This window comes from uncultured Allobosea sp., assembly GCF_945957345.1.
In the GTDB taxonomy this organism is placed as follows: domain Bacteria; phylum Pseudomonadota; class Alphaproteobacteria; order Rhizobiales; family Beijerinckiaceae; genus Allobosea.
Map to the genome: position 1 here is coordinate 1 of NZ_CAMFKW010000058.1, position 25161 is coordinate 25161.

General features: G+C 65.7%; 24 protein-coding genes and 1 tRNA gene. 5 read left to right on the forward strand and 20 right to left on the reverse strand.

The window, feature by feature from the left end:
• From Q0Q36_RS21660 to Q0Q36_RS21670, 3 genes are all read right to left on the reverse strand, one after another.
• A partial coding sequence (locus tag Q0Q36_RS21660) for a potassium-transporting ATPase subunit KdpA (RefSeq protein WP_293801358.1) occupies nt 1-367 on the reverse strand: 367 nt, incomplete at its 3' end.
• Nucleotides 368-396: 29 nt separating this feature from the next.
• Nucleotides 397-486, reverse strand: coding sequence for a K(+)-transporting ATPase subunit F (locus Q0Q36_RS21665; protein WP_173044066.1), 90 nt, complete (start codon nt 484-486; stop codon nt 397-399).
• Between the two features lie 427 nt (nt 487-913).
• Nucleotides 914-998: transfer RNA gene (locus Q0Q36_RS21670), tRNA-Leu, on the reverse strand.
• A 196-nt stretch (nt 999-1194) separates the two neighbouring features.
• Here Q0Q36_RS21670 and Q0Q36_RS21675 point away from each other — a divergent pair.
• Together Q0Q36_RS21675 and Q0Q36_RS21680 are read left to right on the forward strand one after the other, a co-directional pair.
• Entirely contained in the window at nt 1195-1806 is a 612-nt protein-coding gene (locus Q0Q36_RS21675) for a YqaA family protein (protein ID WP_293801365.1), read from the forward strand.
• A 7-nt stretch (nt 1807-1813) separates the two neighbouring features.
• Complete coding sequence (locus Q0Q36_RS21680) at nt 1814-2344, forward strand: disulfide bond formation protein B (protein ID WP_293801367.1); 531 nt, start codon at nt 1814-1816, stop codon at nt 2342-2344.
• 15 nt (nt 2345-2359) lie between these two features.
• Here the strand turns inward: Q0Q36_RS21680 and Q0Q36_RS21685 are convergent, their stop codons facing one another.
• The 17 genes from Q0Q36_RS21685 to Q0Q36_RS21765 form a co-directional block, all read right to left on the reverse strand.
• Nucleotides 2360-3097, reverse strand: a complete 738-nt coding sequence (locus Q0Q36_RS21685; RefSeq protein WP_293801369.1) for a methyltransferase domain-containing protein — start codon at nt 3095-3097, stop codon at nt 2360-2362.
• A gap of 216 nt (nt 3098-3313) precedes the next feature.
• Nucleotides 3314-3871 carry an HNH endonuclease gene (locus Q0Q36_RS21690; protein ID WP_173044100.1) on the reverse strand — a complete coding sequence of 186 codons (558 nt, stop codon included), beginning with the start codon at nt 3869-3871 and terminating at the stop codon, nt 3314-3316.
• Nucleotides 3872-4095: 224 nt separating this feature from the next.
• Entirely contained in the window at nt 4096-4980 is an 885-nt protein-coding gene (locus tag Q0Q36_RS21695) for a 3-hydroxybutyryl-CoA dehydrogenase (protein WP_293801372.1), read from the reverse strand.
• A gap of 82 nt (nt 4981-5062) precedes the next feature.
• Nucleotides 5063-6007, reverse strand: a complete 945-nt coding sequence (locus tag Q0Q36_RS21700; RefSeq protein WP_293801374.1) for an FAD-binding protein — start codon at nt 6005-6007, stop codon at nt 5063-5065.
• Nucleotides 6007-6753 (reverse strand): electron transfer flavoprotein subunit beta/FixA family protein, encoded by a 747-nt coding sequence (locus Q0Q36_RS21705; RefSeq protein ID WP_293801376.1) that lies wholly within the window; start codon nt 6751-6753, stop codon nt 6007-6009. Before Q0Q36_RS21705 ends, Q0Q36_RS21700 begins: the two co-directional genes overlap by 1 nt.
• A 164-nt stretch (nt 6754-6917) precedes the next feature.
• Nucleotides 6918-7616, reverse strand: a complete 699-nt coding sequence (locus Q0Q36_RS21710) for a rhomboid family intramembrane serine protease (RefSeq protein WP_293801378.1) — start codon at nt 7614-7616, stop codon at nt 6918-6920.
• Nucleotides 7617-7624: 8 nt separating this feature from the next.
• Entirely contained in the window at nt 7625-8206 is a 582-nt protein-coding gene (locus tag Q0Q36_RS21715; protein WP_293801380.1) for a cob(I)yrinic acid a,c-diamide adenosyltransferase, read from the reverse strand.
• Nucleotides 8207-8264: 58 nt separating this feature from the next.
• On the reverse strand, nt 8265-8861 hold the full coding sequence (locus Q0Q36_RS21720) for an acyloxyacyl hydrolase (protein WP_293801382.1): 597 nt from the start codon (nt 8859-8861) through the stop codon (nt 8265-8267).
• A gap of 154 nt (nt 8862-9015) precedes the next feature.
• Complete coding sequence (locus tag Q0Q36_RS21725) at nt 9016-9204, reverse strand: twin transmembrane helix small protein (RefSeq protein WP_265056226.1); 189 nt, start codon at nt 9202-9204, stop codon at nt 9016-9018.
• Nucleotides 9205-9277: 73 nt separating this feature from the next.
• On the reverse strand, nt 9278-10558 hold the full coding sequence (locus tag Q0Q36_RS21730) for a glycosyltransferase (RefSeq protein ID WP_293801384.1): 1281 nt from the start codon (nt 10556-10558) through the stop codon (nt 9278-9280).
• Nucleotides 10559-10710: 152 nt separating this feature from the next.
• A complete protein-coding gene (locus Q0Q36_RS21735; protein ID WP_293801386.1) occupies nt 10711-11505 on the reverse strand; it encodes a polysaccharide deacetylase family protein in 795 nt (264 codons plus the stop codon).
• On the reverse strand, nt 11502-12632 hold the full coding sequence (locus Q0Q36_RS21740; RefSeq protein ID WP_293801388.1) for a glycosyltransferase family 4 protein: 1131 nt from the start codon (nt 12630-12632) through the stop codon (nt 11502-11504). The genes Q0Q36_RS21735 and Q0Q36_RS21740 overlap by 4 nt, the downstream gene beginning before the upstream one ends.
• A 35-nt stretch (nt 12633-12667) precedes the next feature.
• Entirely contained in the window at nt 12668-13855 is a 1188-nt protein-coding gene (locus Q0Q36_RS21745; protein ID WP_293801390.1) for an ABC transporter permease, read from the reverse strand.
• Entirely contained in the window at nt 13852-14850 is a 999-nt protein-coding gene (locus Q0Q36_RS21750; protein WP_293801404.1) for an ABC transporter permease, read from the reverse strand. Before Q0Q36_RS21750 ends, Q0Q36_RS21745 begins: the two co-directional genes overlap by 4 nt.
• A gap of 6 nt (nt 14851-14856) precedes the next feature.
• A complete protein-coding gene (locus Q0Q36_RS21755) occupies nt 14857-16827 on the reverse strand; it encodes an ABC transporter substrate-binding protein (protein ID WP_293801392.1) in 1971 nt (656 codons plus the stop codon).
• The gene (locus Q0Q36_RS21760) at nt 16824-18701 is read right to left on the reverse strand and encodes an ABC transporter ATP-binding protein (RefSeq protein ID WP_293801394.1); all 1878 of its coding nucleotides are present in this window, start codon (nt 18699-18701) and stop codon (nt 16824-16826) included. Before Q0Q36_RS21760 ends, Q0Q36_RS21755 begins: the two co-directional genes overlap by 4 nt.
• Nucleotides 18702-18729: 28 nt before the next feature.
• Nucleotides 18730-19749 carry a polysaccharide lyase gene (locus Q0Q36_RS21765; RefSeq protein ID WP_293801396.1) on the reverse strand — a complete coding sequence of 340 codons (1020 nt, stop codon included), beginning with the start codon at nt 19747-19749 and terminating at the stop codon, nt 18730-18732.
• 194 nt (nt 19750-19943) lie between these two features.
• Here Q0Q36_RS21765 and Q0Q36_RS21770 point away from each other — a divergent pair, with 194 nt between their 5' ends.
• From Q0Q36_RS21770 to Q0Q36_RS21780, 3 genes are all read left to right on the forward strand, one after another.
• Complete coding sequence (locus Q0Q36_RS21770; RefSeq protein WP_293801398.1) at nt 19944-22685, forward strand: ABC transporter ATP-binding protein/permease; 2742 nt, start codon at nt 19944-19946, stop codon at nt 22683-22685.
• Nucleotides 22682-23131: a Crp/Fnr family transcriptional regulator gene (locus Q0Q36_RS21775; RefSeq protein WP_293801400.1), complete on the forward strand. Its 450-nt coding sequence runs from the start codon at nt 22682-22684 to the stop codon at nt 23129-23131. The genes Q0Q36_RS21770 and Q0Q36_RS21775 overlap by 4 nt, the downstream gene beginning before the upstream one ends.
• 67 nt (nt 23132-23198) lie before the next feature.
• Nucleotides 23199-24941, forward strand: a complete 1743-nt coding sequence (locus Q0Q36_RS21780) for an adenylate/guanylate cyclase domain-containing protein (protein WP_293801402.1) — start codon at nt 23199-23201, stop codon at nt 24939-24941.
• Nucleotides 24942-25161 lie beyond the last annotated feature (220 nt).

A 25161-nucleotide genomic window follows, 5' to 3' on the forward strand; every position in this document is an offset into this window, starting at 1 on the left:
CATAGCCCTGCCAGTTGGTGTTGGTGACGAAGCTCACCGCCGTGTTGAAGGCGAGATCGGGCGCGACCGCACTCATGCCGTCCGGGTTCAGCGGCAGCAGACCCTGAAAGCGCTGCAGCGCGTAGAGCAGTAGCAGGCCGGCAAGGTTGAACAGCAGCAGCGCGGCGGCATAGGCGCTCGAGTGCTGCTCTTCGCGCTCATGCGTGCCGGCGAGCGCATAAAGCCCACGCTCGACCGGGGCGAGCACGGGGGAGAGGAATGTCCGCTCGCCCTTGAAGACGCGCGTCATGTAGCTGCCGAGCGGCTTCACCAAAGCGAGCACGATCGCGCAGAAGATGAGGATCTGGATCCAGCCAGGGAGTGTCATGGGATGGCTTTCTCAGCTCGCGCCGGCGCTCAGAAGCGCTCGGGGCGCAGCAGCGCATAGGTGAGGTAGACGAGCAGGACCGCAGTCACCGCGCCGCCGAGGAGATAATCGACGAACATGGGAGGCTCCTTCAGAGCGCGTTGCAGGCCGAGACATAGGCGAGGGCTGCCGCGAAGAAGCCGAGACCGAGCGCGAGCATGGCGATATCCATTGCCGTGGTCCTTTCGACCGGGCGTTACCGATGGGTCGAGGCGCGCGCATTTGCCTCCCTGCGGGAAGTGAGGGCGCAAGCGGATCGACCATGGCGTGGATTATCGTGCTGGCGGCATAGCCGTTCGAGACGGCCCAGGACGCCGCAGAATAGGAATTTTATAGGAATTCGGCGGTGCCTGCGGGGCGCCGCGGCCAAGCAGTCACGGCCGGGAGCGCCTTCATTCGATGCGCTTCATTGCGAAGGGCCGAATCCCGCGCGGGCGGCCGTGTGCAGCCCGGTCGCGCCGCTCACCGGAACGATGAGCGCAGCGTGTTCGTACGAGATGAGGGAAATGGTGCCCCTGGCCGGGATCGAACCAGCACTCCTTGCGGAACTCGATTTTGAGTCGAGCGCGTCTACCAATTCCGCCACAGGGGCCCTTTCAGGCGGGCGGACTATAGCGATCGGTCGATGCTGGTCAATCGGCGCGAGCGGCATTCCAGCAGGTTTCGACGCGTGAGCGCCAAGGTATTTGGTCGTCGAGGCCAAACCGGGCGGCGACCACACGACGAGGTGCCACCCGCGGCCGTCGAAGCCGTTGCGTCACCGGCGGCCGCATGCTCTAGAGCGCGCCATGCTCAAGCGCCTCTATGAATGGACGATGTCGCTCGCCGCCCGGCCCCGGGCGGAGCTCTGGCTGGCGGTCGTCGCCTTCGTCGAGAGCTCGTTCTTCCTGATCCCGGCCGATGTGCTGTTCGTGCCGATGGCGCTCGCCCGGCCACAGCGGGCCTATCGCCTGGCCTTCATCGCGACGCTGTTCTCGGTGCTGGGCGGCATCCTGGGCTATGTGATCGGCTATTATGCTTTCGAGGCCCTGGCCAAGCCGGTTCTGGCCTTCTACGGCAAGCTCGGCGCCTTCGAGACGCTCAAGGCCTGTGCGGGACCGGACACGACGCTGATCCTGTTGACCACCTCCGGCCTTGCCCATCTACCGCCGATCAAGGTGGTGACGATCCTGGCCGGCGCCGTCCATATCGGCCTGACCTTCTTCGTCATCTCCTGCGTGCTGGCCCGCGGTGCGCGCTTTTTCGCGCTCGCCTTCCTGCTTCGACGCTATGGCGACACGATCCGCCATTTCATCGAACGTCGCCTGAAAGTGATCGCCGTGCTGGGCGCTGCCGTGCTGATCCTGCTTTATTTCGGCCTCAAGCTCGTCGCAGGGTCGGGCCAGTTTCTCTCCTGCTGAGCCCGCCATGACCGCTTCCCTCACCGCTGCTCCCGCTTCGCGTCGTCTGCCCAGTTCGCGGCAACTGATCACCCTCATTGGCGTCGTGAGCCTGGCGCTGATCGCCGGGGCCTGGTTCTTCGAGCTGGTTCTGCACCTGAGGCCCTGCAAGCTCTGCCTCGAGCAGCGCATGCCGCATTACGCTGCGATCGGGCTGGCGCTGGCCGGACTCGTCCTGGCACGCTCGCCGCGCTTGCAATGGCTCGTCCTGCTGGGCTTGGCCGCGCTGATGGCCTGGAGCACCAGCCTCGGCTTCTATCATGCCGGCGTCGAATGGGGCTGGTTCATGGGGCCGAACGATTGCGGCGGCGCGGCTGCGGCTGCGAGCGGGATGCAGGATTTCATGAAGCAGTTGCAGACGACGCGGATCGTCGCCTGTTCGGAAGCCGCCTGGCGCTTCCTCGGCCTGTCGCTCGCTGGCTGGAATGCGCTGGTTTCGGCGGGGCTTTTCCTGCTGGCGGTGTTCGGGCTGCTGCGCGGGCGTACTGGCGCCGCGTAGTTCGCGGGCGGCGGCCTATGCCTTCCGCGCCCGGATCAGCATATGCGGGCGGAAGCGCGGGAACAGATATTCGAAGGTCCGGAACGGCAGCTTCTTCAGGCTTTCGGACGGGCTCTGCCAGAGCATCTCGACCTCGACGAGCTTCAACCCGGCATTGGCCAGGCAGGCTTCCAGCTCGGGCCGGGTGTATTCGCGCCGATGGACATATTCGTGCTCGAAATCGACGTCGGCGAACAGGTCTTGCGGCAACGCGACGATCGAGCGGTTGAAGATCAGCTTCAGGATGTTCCTCAGCCGCGCGAAATTATCCGTCGTGATGAAGACCTGGCCGTTTTCCGACAGCGCCGAGCGCAATTTCCGCAGGATTTTGGTCGGGTCGATGCGCAGATGCTCGATATTGTCGAACCAGAAGACCGCATCGACCTCGTCGAGGGGCGAGACCCAATCCGGCGCCGAGATATCGCCCGCGAACATGCCGGCGAAATTTCCGTAAAGTGCGCTTTCGATCTTCAGCGTTTCCGCGAAATCGACAACGAAAACTGAAGCATCGAGGCGCTTCTGGGCGATTTCCTCGACGAAAGCGCCGCCGGCTCCCAAGGAAAGGATGCGAGGGCTGCGTCCCAGACTGTTCAGCACCATGTTGGCTGAACGGTACTGCCGGTAAAAGCTGCTCTCGAAATAGGATTTCATATGGAATTTGCGGCTTTCGAGGTCGATCGACGACCTGAATTCATCCGGCGAAAGCGAAGCCATGCAAGAAAGACCCTCAGTAACCGCAGTGGCTCAATAGCGCCGATAAATTAAATAATCATTCTTTCGAATGCAGAATAACAGCGGTGTCCGGTCTGTTCGATGATCTTTACGGCCCGCGAGCAGGCCGTTTGGGCATGGCTCTGCCCTCGCGTCCTCCGCTCGGAGGCAGGCCATCCTCGGCATGCGCTATGACGCGGAACGCGTCGGCGCCAAGCCTTACGGCTCCAGCTCCGAATCCCAGTAGAGATAGTCGAGCCAGCTCTCGTGCAGATAATTCGGCGGGAAGAGCTTGCCGTTGCGGTGGAGGTCGTTGACCGTCGGCGCATAGGGTTTCTGGGCCGGGAACATCTCGACCGCGGCCGGCATCTTGTCGCCCTTGCGCAGGTTGCAGGGCGAGCAGGCGGCGACGACGTTCTCCCAGGTCGTCAGGCCACCCTTCGAGCGCGGGATGACATGGTCGAAGGTCAGTTCCTCACGGGTATTGCAGTACTGGCAGGCGAAGCGATCGCGCAGGAAGACGTTGAAACGGGTGAATGCCGGGGTACGCGAGGGCTTGATATAGCTCTTGAGCGAAACCACCGAAGGCAGCCGCATGTCGAAGCTCGGACTGCGGACGACGGTGTCATATTCGGAGACGATGTTGACGCGATCCATGAAGACCGCCTTGATCGCGTCCTGCCAACTCCAAAGAGACAAGGGATAGTAGCTGAGCGGCCGGAAATCGGCGTTCAGGACCAGTGCCGGACAACCGTCCGGCGACGCCATCGGATGCATCACATGCGCCGTCAAACCCGTCGCACCTCCGCTTCGCCAAGCGGGACGAATCCCGCCCTGTGATCAATGTAAGCGCGAGACGACAGGAATGTGAAGGAACTTGTTGCGCTTGCAACAGGCATCTGCGTGCGGGCGAGGATAAGCCTCATCCGCGGCAGTGAAATGGTCGATTGTGATGAAATGCGGCCGGTTTCCCGGCGTTTTCGCGCCGCCGGCCCGATTCGTCAGCGGGTCGGGACGGGCTTCTCGCCGCGATAGTCGTAGAAACCGCGCTTGGTCTTGCGGCCGAGCCAGCCGGCTTCGACATATTTCACGAGGAGCGGGCAGGGACGATATTTCGAATCGGCCAGCCCGTCATGGAGCACCTGCATCACCGAAAGGCAGGTATCGAGGCCGATGAAATCGGCGAGCTGGAGCGGGCCCATCGGATGGTTGGCGCCGAGCCGCATGGCGGTGTCGATCGCATCGACCGAGCCGACGCCCTCGTAAAGCGTGTAGACGGCCTCGTTGATCATCGGCAGCAGGATGCGGTTGACGATGAAGGCCGGGAAATCCTCGGAGACCGAGACGGTCTTGTGCAGGCTGCCGACGAGGCTCTTGGCGCGCTCGAAGGTGCCGTCATCGGTGGCGATGCCGCGGATCAGCTCGACGAGCTGCATCAACGGCACCGGGTTCATGAAATGGATGCCGATGAAATGCTCGGGGCGATCGGTCGCCGCGGCAAGGCGCGTGATCGAGATCGAGGAGGTGTTCGAGGCGAGGATCGCGTCGGGGCGCAGATGCGGGCAGACCGCGGTGAAGATCTTGCGCTTGATCTCCTCGTTTTCGGTCGCGGCCTCGATCACGAGATCGCAATCGCCGAGATCGGCCAGGCCGATGGCGGGCTGGATGCGGGCGATCGCGGCGCGGCGCTCGTCCTCCGCGAGGGCGCCCTTCGAGACCTGACGAGCCATGTTGCCGTCGATCGTCGCGAGCGCGGCGTTGATCCGATCCTCGGCGATGTCATGCAGCCGGATGTCGAAGCCGGCGGCCGCCGCGACATGGGCGATGCCATTGCCCATCTGGCCTGCCCCGATGATGCCGATCGTCTTGATCGCGTGGTCCGACATGGTTTGATCCCGGATGAAACGTTCAGGCTCCCGCAGGAGCGGAGCGGGCCGCCCGAAGGCGGCCCGGAAGGGTGCGCCGGCCCTACTTGCCGGCTTTGGCGAGTTCGGCGTCGAGCTCGGGCAGGACCGTGAACAGGTCGCCGACGAGGCCGTAATCGGCGATTTGGAAGATCGGGGCCTCCTCGTCCTTGTTGATGGCGACGATGACCTTGGAATCCTTCATGCCGGCGAGATGCTGGATCGCGCCGGAGATGCCGACGGCGATATAGAGCTCGGGAGCGACGACCTTGCCGGTCTGGCCGACCTGCCAGTCGTTCGGGGCGTAGCCGGCATCGACCGCGGCGCGCGAGGCGCCCATCGCGGCACCGAGCTTGTCGGCGACCGGCTCGATCACTTTGCCGAAATTCTCGGCCGAGGCCAGCGCGCGGCCGCCGGAGATGATGATCTTGGCCGAGGCCAGCTCCGGACGATCGGACTTCGCGACCTCCTCGCCCTTGAAGGACGAATTGCCGGGGTTTTCACCCGCCGAGACGCTCTCGACCGCGGCCGAGCCGCCTTCGCCCGCCGCCGCGAAGGAGGCGGTGCGGATGGTCAGGAGCTTCTTCGCGTCGGTCGACTGCACGGTCTGGATCGCGTTGCCGGCGTAGACCGGGCGCTCGAAGGTGTCGGGCGAGACGATCGCGCTGACATCCGAGACCTGCATCACGTCGAGCAGGGCCGCGACGCGCGGCAGCACATTCTTGCCGGTCGTGGTCGAGGGCGCGACGATAGCGTCGTAATTGCCAGCGAGCTTGACGATCAGCGCCGCGAGCGGCTCGGCCAGCGCGTGGCTGTAGGCCGCGTCATCGGCGAGCAGCACCTTCTCGACGCCCGCAAGCTTGGCGGCGGCATCGGCCGCGCCCTTGGCGCCCTGGCCGGCGACGAGGACATGGACGGGGGCGCCGAGCTTGGCGGCGGCGGTCAGCGCCTTGGTCGTGGCATCCTTGATGGAGGCGTTGTCGTGTTCGGCGATCAGCAGCGTGGTCATCAGATCACCCCGGCGGTCTTGAGCTTGGAGACGAGTTCGGCGGCGTTCGCCACCTTGACGCCGGCCGAGCGGCCAGCGGGCTCGACCGTCTTCAGAACTTTCAGGCGCGGCGAGACATCGACGCCGAGCGTCTCGGCCGTGGTCTCGTCGAGCGGCTTCTTCTTCGCCTTCATGATGTTCGGCAGCGAGGCATAGCGCGGCTCGTTGAGGCGGAGATCCGTGGTGACGATCGCCGGCAGCTTGAGCGAGACCGTCTGCAGGCCGCCATCGACCTCGCGGGTGACGTCGACGCTGTCGGTGCCAAGCTCGACCTTCGAAGCGAAGGTGCCCTGGCCCCAGCCGAGCAGGGCTGCGAGCATCTGGCCGGTCTGGTTGCAATCGTCGTCGATCGCCTGCTTGCCGAGGATGACAAGCCCCGGGGCCTCCTGCTCGACGACCTTCTTCAGCAGTTTGGCGACGGCGAGCGGCTCGACGATGCCATCGACCTTCACGAGGATGCCGCGATCGGCGCCCATGGCGAGGCCGGTGCGGATCGTCTCGGCTGCCTGCGCCGGGCCGATCGAAACCACGACCACCTCGGTCGCCTTGCCGGCTTCCTTCAAGCGTAGCGCTTCTTCGACCGCGATCTCGTCGAACGGGTTCATCGACATCTTGACGTTGGCGAGCTCGACGCCAGAACCGTCCGCTTTCACGCGGATCTTCACGTTGTAATCAACCACCCGCTTGACGGGCACCAAGATCTTCATCGCCAGATCACCGTTCAGAAGAGATGAGCCTCGCGCCGCACCGTCCCTGACGGCAGGACAGCGGCATCGCGGCCCTCGGCTGGAATGCGTTGGGACCGTAACGACGCCCGTTTGCGCTTGTCAACGTCCGTCCAGGCCCGGCTCGGAGGCAAAACAGCGCGGCTTCAGCCATGGCTGGCCTTGCGCCCGAACAGGGCGATGCTGCGGTGCACGAAGAGCGGGGTCAGCGCGGCGCCCGTCGCCAGCCCGCCAAGATGCGCCCACCAGCCGACATTGCCGTCGGTGCCGAACAGGGCGGACGCGGCCTGCAGCAGGATCCAGCCGCCGAGCGCATAGAAGGCGGGGATGTGAATCGGAATCCAGTTGAAGGCGAGGCCCCAGATGCGGACCTGCGGATAGATCATCAGATAGGAGGCGATGACGCCGGAGATGGCGCCAGACGCGCCGATAAGGGGCTGCTCCGAATCGGGATAAATGCCGGCGTGGAAGAGCGATCCGCCGAGCCCGCAGAGGAAAAAGAAGGCGAGGAAGCGGGCATGGCCCATCGCATCCTCGACATTGTCGCCGAAGACCCAGAGGAACAGCATATTCCCGACGAGATGGGCGACATTGGCGTGCAGCAGCACGTTGGTGAACAGGGTGAGCCAGGCCGGGACATGGGCGAGGCCCTCCGGCAGTTGCGCCGTGCCGAACAGCACCGAGGGAATCATGCCGAAGCCGGCCATGATCGCCAGTTCCGCTTCCTGGCTCGGCCAGAATTGCAGCGCGATCTGCAAGGCGATGCAGGCGCCGATCAGTCCGTAGGTGATGTAAGGCGTTCGCATGAAGCGCAGCGGCACGCCGTCATGCAAGGGGACGAACATGGCTGATCTCAGCGGTTCTGGCCGGGCACCCAGAGCACGTCGCCGGATGCCTTGGCATTGAGATAGCGGGAGGCGACGAACAGGAAGTCCGAGAGACGGTTGATGTATTTCAGCGCGGGTGCGGCGACCGCCTCGCCTTCGGTCGCGGCAAGCTCGGTCATCAGGCGCTCCGCCCGGCGGCTGACGGTGCGGGCGAGGTGGAGATGGGTCGCGGCCGGCGTGCCGCCGGGCAGCACGAAGGAGCGCAGCGGGCTAAGCGTTGCATTCAGCTCGTCGATCTCGGCCTCGATCCGGTCGACCTGCGCCTGGACGATCCGCAACGGCTCGAAGGCGAGGGGCTTATCGGTCTCGGGCGTCGAGAGATCCGCGCCGAGGTCGAAGAGATCGTTGCTGATGCGGCCGAGCATGGCATCGACCCGAGCGTCTTCCGTCGCCGCGTGCAGGCGGGCGAGGCCGATGCAGGCATTGGTCTCGTCGACGGTACCGTAGGCGGCGACGCGCAGGTCGAATTTGGGCCGGCGTGGGCCACTTGTCAGCCCGGTCGTGCCGTTGTCGCCGGTGCGCGTGTAGATGCGGTTGAGCTTGACCATGCCACGCTTATAGCGCGGCCCGAGCAGGACGGAAGCGCGTTTCCGCCGCGGACCTACGTCAGAAAGTGTAACCGAGTTTCGCGCCGAAATTGGCGGGACCACGGCTGGTCGTGCCCGGCTTGTCGGAGCAGCCGGTCGCGCTGAAATGCTCGAGCGTCGTGACGAGGCTCCAGCGGTCCGACAGCCGGAAGCCGAGGGCGGCAGCTTCGCGCGTGCCGGTGTTGCAACCGACCGCGAGGCGGTTCTCGGGAACGACGAGGCCGGTCTTGCCATCGTTCAGCGCGGCGCCGAGGCTGGCTTCGACGAAGATGTCGCGGGTCACGTCGAAGGACCAGGTCGCGCCGGCATAGGCATAGCGGGTGCCGTTGAGGTTGACGCTGGCGCCCATGTTGAAGCGGGGGATGAAGGCTGCGGCGATCCGGTCGCTGAGGGGAATGAGACGGGGGGACAGCAGGTCCGCACTCAGGTTCGGCAGACCGCTCTCGCGCCCGCCGGGGTTGGCGAGGCCAGCGCCGACGCGCGCTTCCCAGGCAGGGGCGGGCGCCTCGGTGGCGGGAGCGTAGCTGGAGACACTGCCGGAGAAGGACCGGGTCTGCGCGGAGGCGGCAGAAACGACCAGGCAGACGGCAAGAGGCAGCAACGCGACGCGGACCATGGGCCTTCGGCAATACATGTGTGAGCAGGCGTTAGTGAAACACACATACTCGTGTTCGGAATGTGGCGAAGCCCGGCAAGCCGAGCCTTCGTCCACAGCGAGAGCAGTCAGGCTATCACGCAATTTCAATGGCTTGCGCGAAATGCTGCGGCTTTTAGCCGTTGCGCCACCACAGGACGATGACAATCAGGACGATCGCGAGGAATTGCAGGATGACGCGCAGCCGCATCAGCCGCTGCGAGGTGTTGGCGCTGCCGCCGCGCAGCATGTTGATGAGCCCGAGCAGGAGCACGATGGCGACGGCGCCGACCGCGACGGACACGAGGGTGTTCGAAAACGTCATGGGAGACAGGCTTAAGGTGGGGGGAGGGCGTTGGCCAGCGCTCTGATGGCCTATGCGCGGATTGAACCGTGGGTCAGCTCGTCGCAGCCGTCTGGGCGAGCGCACGGCCGCGGACAGGCAGCGATAGGTCGTTGGCGAGCGCCCGGCTGATCGCGGGCAAGCCGTCGAGCAGGTCCGGCATAAAGGCCTGCGACGGGGGCGGGCGTCGCGGCAAGGCGTGGAGTGCTGCGGCCATCACGAGGGGATCGCGCTCGCCTTCGCCGGTCTGGGAGGGGTCGTAAAGGGTATCGACCAGTTTGAGCTCGTCGGCGCGGCCGGCCCGGATCGCCTGTTCGAGGCGTGGCTTGACGCGTGGGACGATCAGGGCCGGCTTATCGAAGGACAGGATCTCGCAGAAGGTGTTGTAGCCGCCCATGGCGACGACGCAATGCGCCCGGTTCATCAGCAGTTCGAGGCGCGGCTCGAAGCCGAGCCCCTCGAGCTTGGGATTGCGGGCGATGCGCTCGGCGAATTCCTTGCGCTTCTCGCGCGACATGAAAGGGCCGAAGACGATGAGGGCGGGCAATTCGATCGTCGGGTCGGCCTCATAGGCCGAGATCACCCAGTCGATCACGCCGGCGCCGTCGCCGCCGCCGCCCGGCGTGACCAGGACGAAGGGCTGCTTGGTGATGCGCGGATAGCGGTTCGGCGGCATCGGGCTCGGCACCGCGCGCTTGAGATAGCCCATGTAGCGGACCTTGTCGGCGAAGCGCTGCTGGCCCGGCAGGCCGGTCAGGGGCTGGTAGACGTTCTCCAGCCCGTAGACGAAGATATCGTCATAGACGGTGTCCAGCGCTTCCAGCGCGCCGTTGCGGCTCCACTCCTCCAGCACCGCGCCGGGTTCGTCCAGCACGTCGCGCAGGCCGAGCACGATGCGCGCGCCGCGCCGGCGCAGGATGTCGAGCGAAGGCTTCAGTTCGCCGCGCAGGCCGACGGGCTCCTTGTCGACGATGACCACGTCGGGATCGAAGGACAGCACGGTCTGCTTGATGATATCGGCGCGCAGGCGGATGGTGTCGCCGAGGTCGAGATTGAGATGGTGCGGCTCGTAGCTGCCGTCGCTCTGCTTCTCGACGCCGGGGATGCGGACATAGTCGACACCGTCACCGAACTGGAAGCTCGAGATCACCGACGAGCCGGAGACGATGATCACCGAGATATGCGGGAAGCTCGCGATGAGCGCATTGGCGATGGCGCGGCAGCGACGGATATGACCGAGCCCGAAAGTGTCGTGGCTGTAGATCAGGACGCGCGGCGCATGCGGACTGCGCGGCGCGCGCTCGGCGCCGGCGAGATCGACGACGTTTGAAGGCATCGGAACGTCGCCCTCCGGAAAAGGCCAGACGACCTCTTGGCGAGGACGAACGCAGTTGGAAAAACTCTTGAGCGGTTATAGCGAGTCACCTTGGACGATCCAAGCCCGTCGCATGGCTGTCTGTCGCGATAATCCGCGGGGTGCGGATCACGTCATCGTAAGCGGGGAACGTCTTGTAGAGCGGCTGCAGGCGGCTGGATGAGCGTGCCGGGATCGATGACCCGGACGGCTGGATGATCGGCCGCGCGCAGGAAGTCCGAGAGGACCGACCAGGCAGTCTCGTCGTGGTCACGATGATGCAGCAGCAGACCCATGGTGACGTCACCGGTGTCGCCTTGCCGCTTCTCCGCGAGCAGGGCGGTGAATTCGGTCAGGATATCCGCGGCAGCACGCCCGATGCGGCCGCCGTGCCAATCCATGATGTCGACATGGGTGTTGAGCAGGCGCGGACCTCCTCTCGGGCCATGGCGATAGTCGCGGAAACAGGACAGCCCGGCGAAGCCGAGCGTGCCGAGCCGTGCTGCGTGATCCTGCCCGATGCGGTTCCAAGGCGGCACGAAGATCGGCAAGGCCTCGTCGCCGAGGAGATCGCACAGGCGCTGCCAGCCTTGCGCGATCTCCGCATCGACATCGGCTGCGGCGCGTTCTGGGCCGAATTCCGATTTCTTGCTGCCGGCAGGAGCGTGATTGCGATGGATGACGCCATGCTGGCAGGGGCGCAGCAACGGTTTGCCGCGCAGTGCGGCCACCAGCGCAGGCTCGGCCAGCAGGGGAATGACCGCGAGCAGGATGGGGGCCGCGAAACGTTCGGCAAGGCCGGAGAGGCGGTCGAGCGCCGGGCTCGGCGCGACGGCATCGTCGTCGCGCAGCCAGAGGCCGATAGTTCGGCTGTCTGCGCTCCAGCGGTCGAGTTCGAGTGTGAGAGCCTGCCAGGGTGCGGCGTTCATGATGAGGCTTTCCCGCGCGGCTTGGCGCTGCGGTTTCGAACGGCGACGGCGAGGCCCTCGGCCAGTCTTTCGGCTGCGCGCTCCGTCGTTCGCTCGCTGCGGATGAAGCGGCGTGCGGCTGTGCCCATGCTTTCGCGCAGGGTTCTGTCGCGCAGCAGGCTGGTCAGCGCAGCGGCCAGGGCTTCCTCGTCGTGTTCGGGTACGAGGAGGGCGGTTTCGCCGGTCCTGACTGTCTCGGCGACCCCGCCGCTGTCGAAGGCGACGACCGGCAGGCCTGCGGCCTGGGCTTCGAGATAGACCAGGCCATAAGCCTCGCCGATGCCGGGCCAGATGAAGATGTCGCTCTGGGCGAGTTCGGCCTGTGTCGCCTCGCGTTCGCGCTGGCCATGCCAGGTGATGCGGCCTTCGGGCAGGTGGGCGAAAGCGGCTTCGATCTCGGCGCGGCAAGGCCCGTCGCCGATGATGCTCAGAGTCCAGTCCTCGTCCCGGCAGCGATCGAGGATACGTGCGAGCGCGAGATAGCTACTGAGCTTGGCGCCGGCGCGCATCATGGCGACGGTGACCAGACGCGGAGGGCCGGCTTGGTCGGCGCGCACGGAGTGATCCGGGCCGAGCTCAACGAAGGGGGGCAGGGGGAGCAGGGCCGTTCCCGCGTTCCGCCAGGGTTCGAGGCCTTGCCGGTCGCGGTCGGTGAAGAAGAAATGGACGTCGCCGGCCGCGAGCCCATGCCGCACGACTTCCGTCTGCGCGGCCCATGGCCCGGTCGCACGCCGCCTCGAATCGCTCGATTCGGCGGTGACATAGGGAATGCCGAGCTCTGCCGCAATCTCCGGGCCGAGGAAGTCCGGAGAGCGATAGTAGTTATGGTAGGTGAACCAGAGATCCGGGCGCGGCTGCCCCTTCTCGTATCCGGCGAGCAGAGCGCCGCGCAGGCGCGCGGAATCGTCCACGTAGCGGGCGAAGCGCTCGGGATCGGCTTCGCGAAAATAGGTCTTCAGTGCCACGACGGGCTCGACGACATGGCCGAGGCTTTCGAGCGCGGCGATCAACTGGCGCGCCATGCGGCGGTCGCCGGAGACGCCGCCGTCGTCGACCGGATTGAGCGGGGTGTGGAACGCGATACGCAAGGGAGCTTCGTAGGGGTGGCGATGCCTGTTTTACGTCAGCGATAGGGGTCGGCCGCGTCGCGCAGGCCATCGCCAAGGAAATTGAAGGCGAGGATGATCACGATCACGGGCACGACCGGATAGAGCAGCCAGGGGTAAAGCGCCACAACATTGATGTTCTGGGCTTCGTTGAGCATCACGCCCCAGCTGGTGATCGGAGGTCTCAAACCCAGTCCGAGGAAGGATAGCGCGGTCTCGCCGAGGATCGTCCGGGGAATGGTGATCGTGGCCGAGGCGATGAGATGGCTCATGAAGCCGGGCACCAGATGCAGGGCGATGATGCGGCGCGGCTTCGCCCCCATGAGCTGGGCGGCGACGACATAGTCCTCCTCGCGCAGCGCGAGCAGCTTGGACCGAACCGAACGCGCAAGCCCGGTCCAATCCATCAGGCCGAGGATCACCGTGATGCCGAAATAGACCAGCAGCGGGCTCCAGGACGGCGGCAGGATCGAAGCCAACGCCAGCCAGAGCGGGATATGCGGCAGCGACTGCACGATCTCGATGATGCGCTGAATGATGAGGTCGACACGGCCGCCATAATAGCCGGCGATGCCGCCGATGATGACGCCGAGCACGAAGGAGACGGAGACGCCGAGCAGGCCGATCGAGAGCGAGATGCGCCCGCCATAGAGAATGCGCGAGAGCATGTCGCGGCCGAGCCGGTCCGAGCCGAGGAAGAAGAAGGTGCCGCCCTCGGGCGGGCAGACGAGATGCGTGTTGCCGGGGATCAGGCCCCAGAACGTGTAGTCGTCGCCCTTGCAGAAGAAGCGCAGCTTTTCAGGGCGCGTGGTGTCGACCTCGTACTCGCGCTTCAGGTTCTCCATGTTGAGGCGCATCGTATAGGGGTAGACGAAGGGGCCGACGAATTGGCCCTCGTGGAAGAGATGGATGCTCTGGCTGGGCGCCCGGATGAAGTCGGTATTGCGCGTCGTGTAGTGATAGGGCGCGAGGAATTCGGCGAAGGCCGCCATGGCGTAGATCGCGAAGATCACCATGGCGGAGATGACCGCGAGTCGGTGCTTGCGGAATTTCCACCACATCAGCTGCCATTGCGATGCGAGATAGACCCGCTCCTGCTCGGGCGTCATCGCCTCGGTGGCATAGGGCTCGAACGGCGCCGTCGAGACCTCGTGCGGCAGGGGGACGTCGTCGGGCGGTAGATGGCAGAGCGTGGTCGCCTTCACTTGGTCGCGGCTCCCTGGAGACGGATGCGCGGATCGAGGATGGCCAGCGCGATATCCGAGATCAGCACGCCGATCACGGTCAGGAAGGAGAGGAACATCAGGAAGGAGCCGGCGAGATACATGTCCTGGCTCTGCAGGGCGCGGATCAGGAGCGGGCCGGTGGTCTGCAGCGACAACACGATGGCGACGACCTCGGCGCCCGAGACGATCGAGGGCAGGATATCGCCGATATCCGAGATGAAGAAGTTGAGCGAGAGGCGCAATGGGTATTTCCGCAGCGCCTTGCCGGGTGGCAGGCCCTTGGCGCGGGCGGTGACGTAATACTGCTTCTGCAACTCGTCGAGCAGGTTCGCGCGCAGCGCGCGGATCATGCCGGCGGTGCCGCCGGCGCCGATGATGATGACGGGAATCCAGAGATGCTCGAGCACCGATTTGAGCTTGGCCCAGCTCATCGGCTGGTTGAGATAGGCGGGGTCGACGAGGCCGCCGATCGAGGTCCCGAACCAGATATTGGCGAAATACATGAACACCAGCGCCAGCAGGAAATGCGGGATGGCGAGCCCGACAAGGCCGAGGAAGGTCAGCCCGTAATCGCCCCAGCTGTACTGGTGCGTGGCCGAATAGATGCCGATCGGGAAGGCGACGATCCAGGTGAAGATGATGGTGGCGAAGGACACCATCATGGTCAGCAGCAGGCGATCGCCGACGATCTCCCGGACCGGCCGCTGGTACTCGAAGGAATAGCCCATGTCGCCCTGGAGCAGGCCAGCGACCCAGTAGACGTAGCGTTCCACCGGGGGCTTGTCGAAACCGTATTCCTTCTTGAGGAACTCGATGCGGCTCATGTCCGCCTTCTCGCCCTGGGCCTGCATCTCGGCGGCGAGCGTCTCGAAATAATCGCCTTCGGGCAGATTGATCACGGTGAAGATCAGCGCGCTGGTGACCAGCAGCGTCGGGATCATGAGCAGGATGCGCTTGAGGATATAGCGGATCAGCACGGATCAGGCCTTGTTTTCTTGCTGATCGGTCTTCGGCCGGTCGAACCAGAAGGTGTCGGGCATGTAACGGCCGATGAAGGCGCCGGGCTCGAAGCTGTAGAGGCCCACATCGGGGACGTTGCGCATATCCTTGGAGACGACGATCGGCTGCAACGTGCTGTTGATCACGCCGATGGTGAAGAGCTCATCGGCATTGATCGCCAGCATCTTGTGCCAGATGGCGCGGCGCTGGTCGCGGGTCGAGCTCACCCGCCATTCCTCATAGAGCCGCACGAGCTCGACGACCTCCGGCAGGGCCGGCCGCTCGCCCTCGCGGCCGCTGGTCTCGATGAACTGTCCCCAGCGCGGCCACTGGAACTGCGCCGAGGAGGTCGGCGCCAGGGCGTCCGGCTCCATGTCCGAGGTGACGAGCGCGTTGTCCATGCCGGCCCAGGCCGACATCACCGTCTGGCCGGCGACGATGCGGCGGCGGAAGACGTCGCGCTGGCTCGACCGCGGGTAGATCTTGATGCCGACATCGATGAAATCCTGCTTGAGCAGGTCGAGGATGTCGGTCTCCTCGGTGTTCTCGCCGGCCGTCTCGATGGTGAATTCCAGCCTGCGCCCGTCGGGGAGCAGGCGGATGCCGTCATCGTCGCGCTTCGTCAGACCGATTTCGTCGAGCAATCGGTTGGCCAGGGCCGGATCGTGCTGGGTCCAGAGCTGTGCGAGCTTGGCATCGTAGAGCGGGCTTTCCGGCAGGGCGGTGTTACCGCTTTCCTTGGCGAGCCCGAAGAAGATGACCTTGTTGACGTCCTTGCGGTTGATCGCGACCGAGATCGCGCGGCGATAGCGCACATCGCGATTGAGGTCGCGCCAGACCGGGTCGATGGCGTTGAGGTTCGGCATCAGCGCGAAATAGGCGCCTTCCGCCCGCCGCCACAGCTTGACGTCAAAATTCATCCGCTTCGAGGCTTCCTTCAGGAAGGTGTAGTTGTCGAAGCGGATGTAGCGAGCCTGGAGGTCGGCCTCGCCGGCCGCTGCCTTGGCGGGGACGAGCGAGCTGGTGCCGATCGTCAGCGTCACCTGGTCGGCATAGGGGAGTTGGCGGCCCTGGCCGTCGACACGGTGGAAGAAGGGATTGCGCTCGAAGACGAACTGCTCCGCCGGCAAAGCCGTGGTGTTGCGCCAGGGCTCCAGCGTCGGCAGCTTGGGGTTTTCCGGCCGGTACATGCGCGACAGCCGCTCGTGCAGAGCGCCCCAGTCGCGTACCCGGTTCTCCTTCACCCGCTGGGCCAATTCCGGCTTGGGTGCGTGCTTCTCGTGGAACTGCCTGAGATAGCCCGAGGGCATGAAGATATAGGTCGGCTGCGCGCCTGCCAGCGCCGGCAGGAAGATCGGATTCGGCGTCTTCCAGCTATAGCGGATCTCCGTTTCGCTCAGCACCTCGAAGATGGGCAGTTCGTTGGCCGAGAACAGGGCCTGGGGCGGACCACCGGGCGAGAGCCGCTTGTTGTTGGCGACGTCCTCCCACCAGTAGCGGAAATCCTCCGACGTGAAGGGGGACCCATCCGACCAGCGATGGCCCTGGCGCAATCTCAGCGTGAAGATGCGGCCTTCCTCGACATCGCAGCTATCGAGCACGTCAGGCACGAGATCCAGCTTGAGGTCGTAGACCATCAGCCGGGTGTAGCCGTAGAGCGTCATCATGCGGATGTCGCGCTGGTCGCCCATCAGCATGCGGATATTGCCGCCATGGCGGCCGGATTGCCGCTCGAGGGCTTCCAGGTCGATGACGCGCGGATTGGCAGGCAGGCGCTCAGCGAGTGGCGGCAAGGTCCCGGCCGTGAGCCTGTCCGCGAAGAACGGGCTGTCGATCGCGGTGCCCGTGAAGGGCGCGGCCTGCGACAGGCGCGGCAGGCTCAGGCCCGCGACGGCGGCGGAGCCGAGCAGCAGCGCGGTGCGGCGGGTCGGATGCGGGCGGCGCTGCGTCATGGCACCAGCTCCCGGATATCCGCATTGGGCCGCGCAAGCACGTAATGGCCGTCGCCGAGCGGGAGATGGGCCAGGGCCGCCTCGTCCGGCCCTGCTTTGAAGGCCTTGTCCCAGTGGCTGTCGTCGGAGGCGCCGCCGGGCGCGGCCAGCTTGAAGTCGAGCCGGCGGTCGAGATCGGCGAAGGGCACCGAGCGCAGCAGCGCCCTGGTGTAGGGATGAGCGGGGCGGGTGAAGAGCACGTGGCGCGGCGCGAGCTCGACGATCCGGCCATTGGCCATGACCGCGATGCGGTCCGCCATGTAGTTCACCACCGCGAGATTGTGGGAGATGAACAGGAAGGTCAGGTGGCGCTCGGCCTGCAGGTCCTTGAGCAGGTTGAGGATCTGCGCCTGCACGGAGACGTCGAGCGCCGAGACCGGCTCGTCGCAGATGATCAGCTCCGGATCGAGCGCGAGCGCACGGGCGATGCCGATGCGCTGGCGCTGGCCGCCGGAGAAGGAATGCGGGTAGCGGTTGAGGAAGCGGGTATCGAGTCCGACATCCTGCATCAGCGTGCGCACACGCTCGTCCTGCTCGTCTGCATCGCCCCGGCCGTGGATGACCAATGGCTCGCGCAGGATGTTCATCACGGTCATGCGCGGCGACAGCGACGAGACCGGGTCCTGGAAGATCATCTGGACGCGCGGGCGGAAACGGCGGAGATCCTCGCCGCGCAGCTTGAGCACGTCGACCCGCTCGTGCCCGTCGTCGAAGATCACCTCGCCGGAATCGGGCGTGACGGCGCGCATGACGATCTTGCTGACCGTGGTCTTGCCGCAGCCGCTCTCGCCGACGAGACCGAGGCATTCGCCGCGCCTGATGTCGAAGCCGACATCGTCGACGGCCTTCACGCTGGTCTGGCTGCCCTTGCCGAAGAAGCTGCGCGAGCCCGTGACATAGGTCTTGTGCAGGCCGCGGACACGGAGCAACGGGGCTGCATCCGCCGAGGGTGTCGGCGGGGGCGTGGTCACGACCGGGCGCGGGCGCGCCTCGCGCAGGGCGACCAGCCGCTCGCCGTCCTGCATGTCGAAATGTGGGGAAGCGTCGAGCAGGGCCTTGAGATAGGGGTGACGCGGGCGGCGGAAGATGTCCTCGACCGGGCCGCGTTCCATGATCTCGCCGTGGAAGATCACAACCACCTCGTCGGCCATGTTGGCGACGACGCCGAGATCATGGGTGATGAGCAGGATCGCCATGCCCATCTCGGCCTGGAGATCGCGCATCAGGTCGAGCACCTGGGCCTGGATGGTGACGTCGAGCGCGGTCGTCGGCTCGTCGGCGATCAGCAGCGCCGGCTGGCAGATCAGTGCCATGGCGAGCATGGCGCGCTGGCGCAGGCCGCCGGAGAGCTCGAAGGAGTAGAGGCCGTAGGCGCGCTTCGGGTTCTTGAAGCCGACGCGCTTCAGCATCGCCTCGATCAGCTCGCGGGCCTGGGCCTTCGGCATCGGGCGATGCAGGAGCAGCGCCTCCTCGATCTGGTTGCCGATCGTATGGACCGGCGAGAGCGAGGACATCGGCTCCTGGAAGATCATGCCGATCCGCCCGCCGCGCAAATCGCGGATGCCTTCGCCCTCGGCAGGCAGCGTCGCGATGTCGACGATCGTCTCAGGGGCCTGCGGGTCGCGGAACAGGATCTCGCCGCCGGTGACGCTGCCGGCGCGGGGCAGGAGCCCCATGATGGCCTGGGAGATGACCGATTTGCCGGAACCGGATTCGCCGACGAGGGCGACGGTCTTGCCCGCGGGGACGCGCAGGCTCACGCCCTTCACGACGTCGCGGGCGAGGCCGTGGATCGTGAAGCCGATACGCAGGTCGCTGATACGTAGGATATCCATGGTCCGAAATGGTACGTCCCCGGAGCTTCTAGGGCTCCTCACCTTTCTTCGCGTCACTAGACGTCGAAAGCGCTGGCTTGCCAATCGCTTTCGACACGTCCGGCGGGCATTGCCCGAGGCGGATGACATCGCTGCAACGCGGCCCGCGCCGGAAATCGCCGTAGCTGATGCTCCAGGGCAGGGAAGCCGGCGCGCGATAGGGACCCATCTTGAAATACTGGTTGTCGTCGAGGCCCGGGCCGCTGTGCCCGATATGGCCCTGCACGGTCACGATGCGGATGCCGTCTGCGATGACCTCGATATGACCGTCGCCATTGGGACCGGGCTGCGAGCGGATGACGAAATCGATCCAGCCCTTCTGCGCCGAAGGCAGGTCGGCATGGGCCGTGACCTGGATTCCGGGCGCGCAGGCATTGAAATAGCTCGGATAGTTCTCGCGGGTCGTGCCGCCTTCCGTGGCGACGAGCGCGCGGGTCTGGCGCGTGTCGGGCCTGTCCAGCACGAGGGCCTCGCCCGGAAGGCACCCTCCGGGGCGCGCATCTCCGCCGATCGGATAGGAACGAATCCGATCGGTCTCGACGGTGATGCCGAGGCGGCCGCGATAAAGGCGTAGCGCCAGGAAGGGCGAATAGTCGCCGGCGGCGCCCGGGATGATCTCGCGCTTCCATTGCGCGATCACATATCTGCGATCGTCCTGGGGGAGCGGGTCGTTGAGGCGCAGGGCAAAGCCGTACCACACGGTGCTGTCATAGGGGGCAAGCACCTCGGGGCGTTCCCAGACCTCCGCCCGCTCGCTGCATTCGACAGATTGCGGCAGACAGGAGGGCATTGCGATCAAGGTCAGGATGCCGATGCCGTGATAGGGCACGGCATTGCCGAAAATCACGCGTCCGGCCCGCTGTTCGGGGTTGTTCTTGTAGAAAAGCCCCCCTTCCTGGGCGAAGCTCCCCTGATCGAAACCGTCGTGCAGGATGCGTCGAGCAGCGTCGGTGCCGGCCTCGGCGCCCGCGGGGGCAGCCGGTGCGCCGGCCAGACCGAGGGCTACCACGCAGCAGAGCGCTCCCGACGCGACAACCCTCTTCACGCTTCCCCCGACAATGTCCGATCCCCCGTTTGCCACGCGGGCATGGCCGCAGCGTGGCGCGCATTGCACTCGGCTGCAACCTCACCACATATGGTCGCTTCGGGCCCGCCGGACCCGGTCGAGCTCGCGCTGCGAGCGCTTCGGTACAGGGTTGCCCTTTGGAGTCGAATCTCTTCCGTTACATCTGGCAGAAGAGCCGGGCCGAGCAGGTCATCGTCCTGCTGATCATCCTTGTCTCGATCCCCTTCAACTGGGCTTCCTTCGACGTGCCCAAGCGCATCGTCAACGATGCAATCCAGGGCGGCGCCTTCAAGAACGGCAAGACCACCGCCACGCTGATGGACTTCACCCTCCACATGCCGTCCTGGCTCGGCGGTGCCAGCTACAAGCTGTCGGAGGGCTTCCAGGTCGGCCAATACGGACTGCTCATCGGGCTGAGCGTCTATTTCCTGCTGCTGGTGCTGATCAACGGCGCCTTCAAATACGTCATCAACGTGCGCAAGGGCATTCTTGGCGAGCGGATGCTCCGGCGCATGCGCTACGACCTGTTCAGCCAGTTGATGCGCTTCCGGCCGGAGGAGATCCGCGCGGTCAAGCCGGCCGAGATCGCCAGCATGATCAAGGACGAGGTCGAGCCGGTCGGCGGCTTCGTCGGCGATGCCTTCATCCAGCCGGTCTTCCTGCTCAGCCAGGCGCTGACGGCGCTCGTCTTCATCATGGCGCAGAGCTTCTGGCTGGGCTCGATCGCGCTGCTGATCGTGCTGGCGCAGGCGATCATCATCCCGATTCTCAGGCGCGAGCAGCTCAGGCTGGGCCGCGAACGCCAGATCGCCTCGCGCCAGCTCGCGGGCCGGATCGGCGAGATCGTCGATGCCGGGCCGATGATCCAGGGGCATGGCGCAACGGCCTATGTCCAGTCCGACATCGCCGGGCGGCTCGGCCGGCTCTTCGACATCCGCTACGCGCTCTACAAGCGGAAATTCGCGGTCAAGTTCCTGAACAACCTGCTGGCCCAGATCACGCCGTTCTTCTTCTACGCGATCGGCGGTTTCTTCGCGCTGCAGGGGCGGCTCGACATCGGCCAGCTCGTCGCGGTGATCGCCGCCTATCGCGACCTGCCGCCGCCGATCAAGGAACTGATCGACTGGGATCAGCAGCGCAACGACGTGACGATCAAGTACGACCAGGTGATCCAGCAGTTCAACAGCGACGAGACACTGGTCCTCGAGGAGGAGAACGGGGTCACGGCCTTGCCGGAGAAGGGCGAAATCAGGCTCGAATCCGTGCAGATGCTGGACAATCGCGGTCAGCCGCTCTTGACGCCGCTCTCGTTCAGCGTGCCGCGGCCGGGCTTGGTCGCGGTCATCGGCCCGCAGGGTGGCGGCAAGGACGTGCTCGGGCGGATACTGGGGCGCCAGGTAACGAGCTATACCGGCCGGGTGATGATCGACGGTGAGCCGCTGGCCGGCATGTCCGTCGAACGGGCAAGCCATATCATCGGTTATTCCGGCGATGAGCCGGAGATCATCGCCGGCTCGATGCGCGACAATATCCTGCTTCCGCTCAGGCGTAGGCGCCCCGACCTGAAGGGTGGCGGCGCGGTATCCGCCCCGGAACATCGCCGCTTCGTCGAGGCGATCCGCTCGGGCAATTCGCCTTTTCCGTTCGAGGCGGACTGGACCGATTATGCCGGGGTCGGCGTCACCGATGCGGCCGAGCTCGCCCAGCGCATCCACGAATTGCTCGATGTGTTCGGCTGCACGCAGGAGGTCTACGAGCTCGGCCTCGGCGGCAAGGTGATGCGCCCCGTCAGCCCGCAGGCGGTCGAGCGCATCATCGCGGCGCGCCGTGTGGTTGCGGCCGAGCTCGCGCGGATCAAGCAGGGCGACCTGATCGAGCCCTTCGTGCTCGATCGCTACAATCGCAATGCACCGATCATCGAGAACCTGATCTTCGGGACGCGGACCACGACGCGTTTCGACAGCACGACCCTGCTGTTCGAACCCTATGCCCATTCGATCCTGAAGGCGGAAGCCTTGATCGAGCCGCTGGCCGAGATGGGCGGGCGTATCGTCGCGACCGTGGTCGAAATCTTCGCGGGCCTGCCATCAGGGCATGCGCTGTTCGAGCGCTATTCATTCGGCGCGCATTTCGAGTTCGAGCGCCTGAACGAGCTTGCGGACCTGCTCGCCAAGCATGACATGCGCAATCCGCTCGACCAGGAGACGGAGTGCGATCTCGTCGCGCTGGCGCTCGGCTATATCGAGCCGAAGCACAGGCTGAACCTGATCGATACCCGCCTGGAGCGGCGCATCCTGCGGGCGCGGGAGAGCTTCCGCAAGCATCTGCCGGCCGATGCGGTCGACGATGTCGATTTCTACGATCCCGACAAGGTGATGGTCGGCGCCAGCGTGCGCGACAACCTGATGTTCGGGCGCATCGGCTACGGCGTGCCCGACGCCGTCCGCAAGGTGGGCGAGATCGTGCTGCAGGCGTTGTCCCGGTCCGGGCTCGGAGAGGCGCTCTACCGGCTCGGCCTCGATACCGAGAGTGGCATCCGCGGGCGCTTTCTGCCGGTCAGGCTGCGCCAGGCGATCCCGCTGGTTCAGGCGCTGGTCAAGGCGCCGCAGATCGCGGTGCTCGACATATCTGCCCTGCTCGCGATCTCGGATGATCCCGAGGACATCGTCGCCCGGTTGCGCAGCTCTTGCGCGGGCATGACGCTGTTTCTTCTGGTCGGAGATGCTAATCTTGCGGGAGAAGTTCCGCTGCGCGTGGTGTTCCACGGAGCGACCGGGACAGCCGAGGCGAGCGGCACGCCCGAGGCGGCCAACGACCGGGCGTCTCGCTTCGAGGACACCGGGCGCGAGAACACAGGGCGTATGGAGGCGCGGTCATGAGTCTGGAAAACGATATCGGCTGCCTGCGCGGCCTGCCGCTGTTTCAGGACATGCCGGCATCGCGGCTCAAGCTCGTCGCCCTGATGGGCGAGCGTTTGCAGTTCGAGCCCGGCGCTGTCCTGATCAGCCCCCAGGAGCGACTCGCGGGCGTCTACGTCATCATGGAAGGCGAGGTCGAGATTTCGCAGCCGCGCGAGAACGGCGACGAGCGGCGCTTCGTCAAGGATACCGGCAGCATCACCGGCGATGTCTCGTTGCTGAGCGACAAGCCGTTCATCGCGACCGTCAGCGCGAAGTCGCGGGTGCTGGCGCTACGGATTCCCAAGGATCTGTTCTTCGAGCTGCTCCAGACCGTGCCGGAATTCAGCCTCGCGGTCTGCCGCGATCTGGCCGGGCGGGTGCACCGTCTCGCCTCCGTGCTGCTGCAAGAGCACGAAACCGTTTGACGAGGTCGATCAGCGCATGAACCGGCCGAAAGCTGCAGGCACGCACCGCAGCGGAATGAGCGCAGGCATGGACCAGGTTTCGTCCTGGAGCCGGGATATCCGGTTCGGCTCCGGCCTGATCCTGCTCGCCTTCGCGACGACGCATTTTCTCAACCATGCGGTCGGCATTCTCGGCGTCGAGGCCATGGAGAAGGTGCAGGACTGGCGCTACGGCTTCTGGCATTCCTGGCCGGGCACGGTCGCGCTCTATGGCGCACTGATCGTCCATCCACTTTTTGCGCTGCTGCGGGTGGTGCAGCGGCGCACCTTCAAGATGCCGCTGCGCGAGATGCTGCAGATCGCGCTCGGCCTCGCCATCCCGCTTCTGCTGGTCGACCACATCATCAGCACGCGGATCATGGGCATCTATTTCGGCGTCGACGAGAGCTATCGCTCGGTGCTGCGCCGCCTCTGGCCGAGTTTGGCGCTAACGCAGTCGCTGCTGCTGCTGCTGGTCTGGACGCATGGCATCATCGGCATCCATTTCATGCTGCGCGCCCGCGACAGCTATCGTTACTGGCGCGACCCGTTCCTGCTGGCGGCGATCCTGATCCCGGTTCTGGCGCTGATCGGCTTTTCGGTCGGCGCGCGCGAGGCAGAGCGGCTGGCGATGCCGGCCGAGCTGGTCAGCGACGCGCAGGCTGCAATGTTCGCCCGCGACGTGATGTGGGGCAAGGGCGCCTTCTACGGGCTGGTCGCCTCCTTCCTGCTCTTCGTCGGCATTCGGGAGGTCAGGGTCCGCACGACGCGCCAGATCACGGTGCGCTTCGTCGGACATGGCACGCGCCGGCTGGCGCCGGGGCCGACGGTGCTGGAGATGTTCCGGCGCTTCAACATTCCCCATGCCGCGCTCTGCGGCGGGCGGGCGCGCTGCGCCACCTGCCGCGTGCTGGTGATGGACGGCAACGACAAGCTGCCGAAGCCCGGTCCGAACGAAGCCAAGCTGCTGCGACGGATATCGGCGCCGGAAGGCGTCCGGCTCGCCTGCCAGATCCGGCCGCGCGACGACTTGCAGGTGCAGATCCTGCTGGCCTCGCGGCTCAATGCCGGTTCGGCGCGATCGCTCGATCTCGACGATGCCGCCGGCAAGCGCGGCCTGACCGTGGTGGTGGCCGATCTCCGGGCTTTCTCTGCCTTGTCGGCGCGGCAATTGCCGCGCGAGTTGATCGGCCTGCTCAACCGCTTCTTCGACGAGATGGGGCAGGCGATTACGGCCCATGAAGGCCGGATCGACGCCTTCTACGGTGACGGTTTCATGGCCGTGTTCGGCCTGGAGGGGGCACCGGCCCGGGGGGCGCAGGCGGCGATCGCGGCCGCCGGCGATATCGTCCGCGCGGTCGACGCCCTCAACCGCGAATATGGCGCCGCGCTGCCGCTGCCGCTCAGGATCGGCATCGGCATCCATACCGGTGACGCCATCACCGGTGCGGTCGAGAACGACAATCTCGGCCGGCGCGAGATCACGGTCGGCGAGACCGTGATGGTCGCAAGCCAGCTCGAATCGGCGACGCGGCGGGTGCTGGCCGATATCGTGGTCTCCGAGGACACGATCCGGGCGAGCGTGCGCAGCTATGCAGGCACGACGCCCTTGAAGATCGCGATCAAGGGGCGCGAGAAACCGCTGACCGCCTATGGCTTCGCCAGCGCGCCGGAAATCGCCCGCCGCAAGCGCGAGGATGTTGCCGTGCCGGTGCCCGTGGTGGCGGGTGGCGAGGTGACTGCGGCGGCCGAGGTGGTGCAGGAGCGGGGCGAGGTGCCCGACAAGGGCTGATCTTGCCCCGATGGCTGGTTTTTTGCGGCCGCGCATGTCTATGGTCCGCCGCCTTTCCCGGATGATGACCGACCCATGACGCCCGAACCGCCTCAAGAGGCCTTCCACGACCTGCTGCGCGGCATGGCGGCGCTGTCGGGCAACCGCATCGTCGCCGATATCGCGCGGCTCTACGGCAAGGGCGCGCCGCCGGACCTGTCGATCGCCTGCAACCACAAGC

Excerpts from the sequence above, each read along its gene's own strand:
- Q0Q36_RS21665 (WP_173044066.1), bottom strand. The coding sequence starts at position 486 with ATGTTCGTCGATTATCTCCTCGGCGGCGCGGTGACTGCGGTCCTGCTC.
- Q0Q36_RS21675 (WP_293801365.1), top strand. The coding sequence starts at position 1,195 with ATGCTCAAGCGCCTCTATGAATGGACGATGTCGCTCGCCGCCCGGCCC.
- Q0Q36_RS21680 (WP_293801367.1), top strand. The coding sequence starts at position 1,814 with ATGACCGCTTCCCTCACCGCTGCTCCCGCTTCGCGTCGTCTGCCCAGT.
- Q0Q36_RS21685 (WP_293801369.1), bottom strand. The coding sequence starts at position 3,097 with ATGGCTTCGCTTTCGCCGGATGAATTCAGGTCGTCGATCGACCTCGAA.
- Q0Q36_RS21690 (WP_173044100.1), bottom strand. The coding sequence starts at position 3,871 with ATGCATCCGATGGCGTCGCCGGACGGTTGTCCGGCACTGGTCCTGAAC.
- Q0Q36_RS21695 (WP_293801372.1), bottom strand. The coding sequence starts at position 4,980 with ATGTCGGACCACGCGATCAAGACGATCGGCATCATCGGGGCAGGCCAG.
- Q0Q36_RS21700 (WP_293801374.1), bottom strand. The coding sequence starts at position 6,007 with ATGACCACGCTGCTGATCGCCGAACACGACAACGCCTCCATCAAGGAT.
- Q0Q36_RS21705 (WP_293801376.1), bottom strand. The coding sequence starts at position 6,753 with ATGAAGATCTTGGTGCCCGTCAAGCGGGTGGTTGATTACAACGTGAAG.
- Q0Q36_RS21710 (WP_293801378.1), bottom strand. The coding sequence starts at position 7,616 with ATGTTCGTCCCCTTGCATGACGGCGTGCCGCTGCGCTTCATGCGAACG.
- Q0Q36_RS21715 (WP_293801380.1), bottom strand. The coding sequence starts at position 8,206 with ATGGTCAAGCTCAACCGCATCTACACGCGCACCGGCGACAACGGCACG.
- Q0Q36_RS21720 (WP_293801382.1), bottom strand. The coding sequence starts at position 8,861 with ATGGTCCGCGTCGCGTTGCTGCCTCTTGCCGTCTGCCTGGTCGTTTCT.
- Q0Q36_RS21725 (WP_265056226.1), bottom strand. The coding sequence starts at position 9,204 with ATGACGTTTTCGAACACCCTCGTGTCCGTCGCGGTCGGCGCCGTCGCC.
- Q0Q36_RS21730 (WP_293801384.1), bottom strand. The coding sequence starts at position 10,558 with ATGCCTTCAAACGTCGTCGATCTCGCCGGCGCCGAGCGCGCGCCGCGC.
- Q0Q36_RS21735 (WP_293801386.1), bottom strand. The coding sequence starts at position 11,505 with ATGAACGCCGCACCCTGGCAGGCTCTCACACTCGAACTCGACCGCTGG.
- Q0Q36_RS21755 (WP_293801392.1), bottom strand. The coding sequence starts at position 16,827 with ATGACGCAGCGCCGCCCGCATCCGACCCGCCGCACCGCGCTGCTGCTC.
- Q0Q36_RS21760 (WP_293801394.1), bottom strand. The coding sequence starts at position 18,701 with ATGGATATCCTACGTATCAGCGACCTGCGTATCGGCTTCACGATCCAC.
- Q0Q36_RS21775 (WP_293801400.1), top strand. The coding sequence starts at position 22,682 with ATGAGTCTGGAAAACGATATCGGCTGCCTGCGCGGCCTGCCGCTGTTT.
- Q0Q36_RS21780 (WP_293801402.1), top strand. The coding sequence starts at position 23,199 with ATGGACCAGGTTTCGTCCTGGAGCCGGGATATCCGGTTCGGCTCCGGC.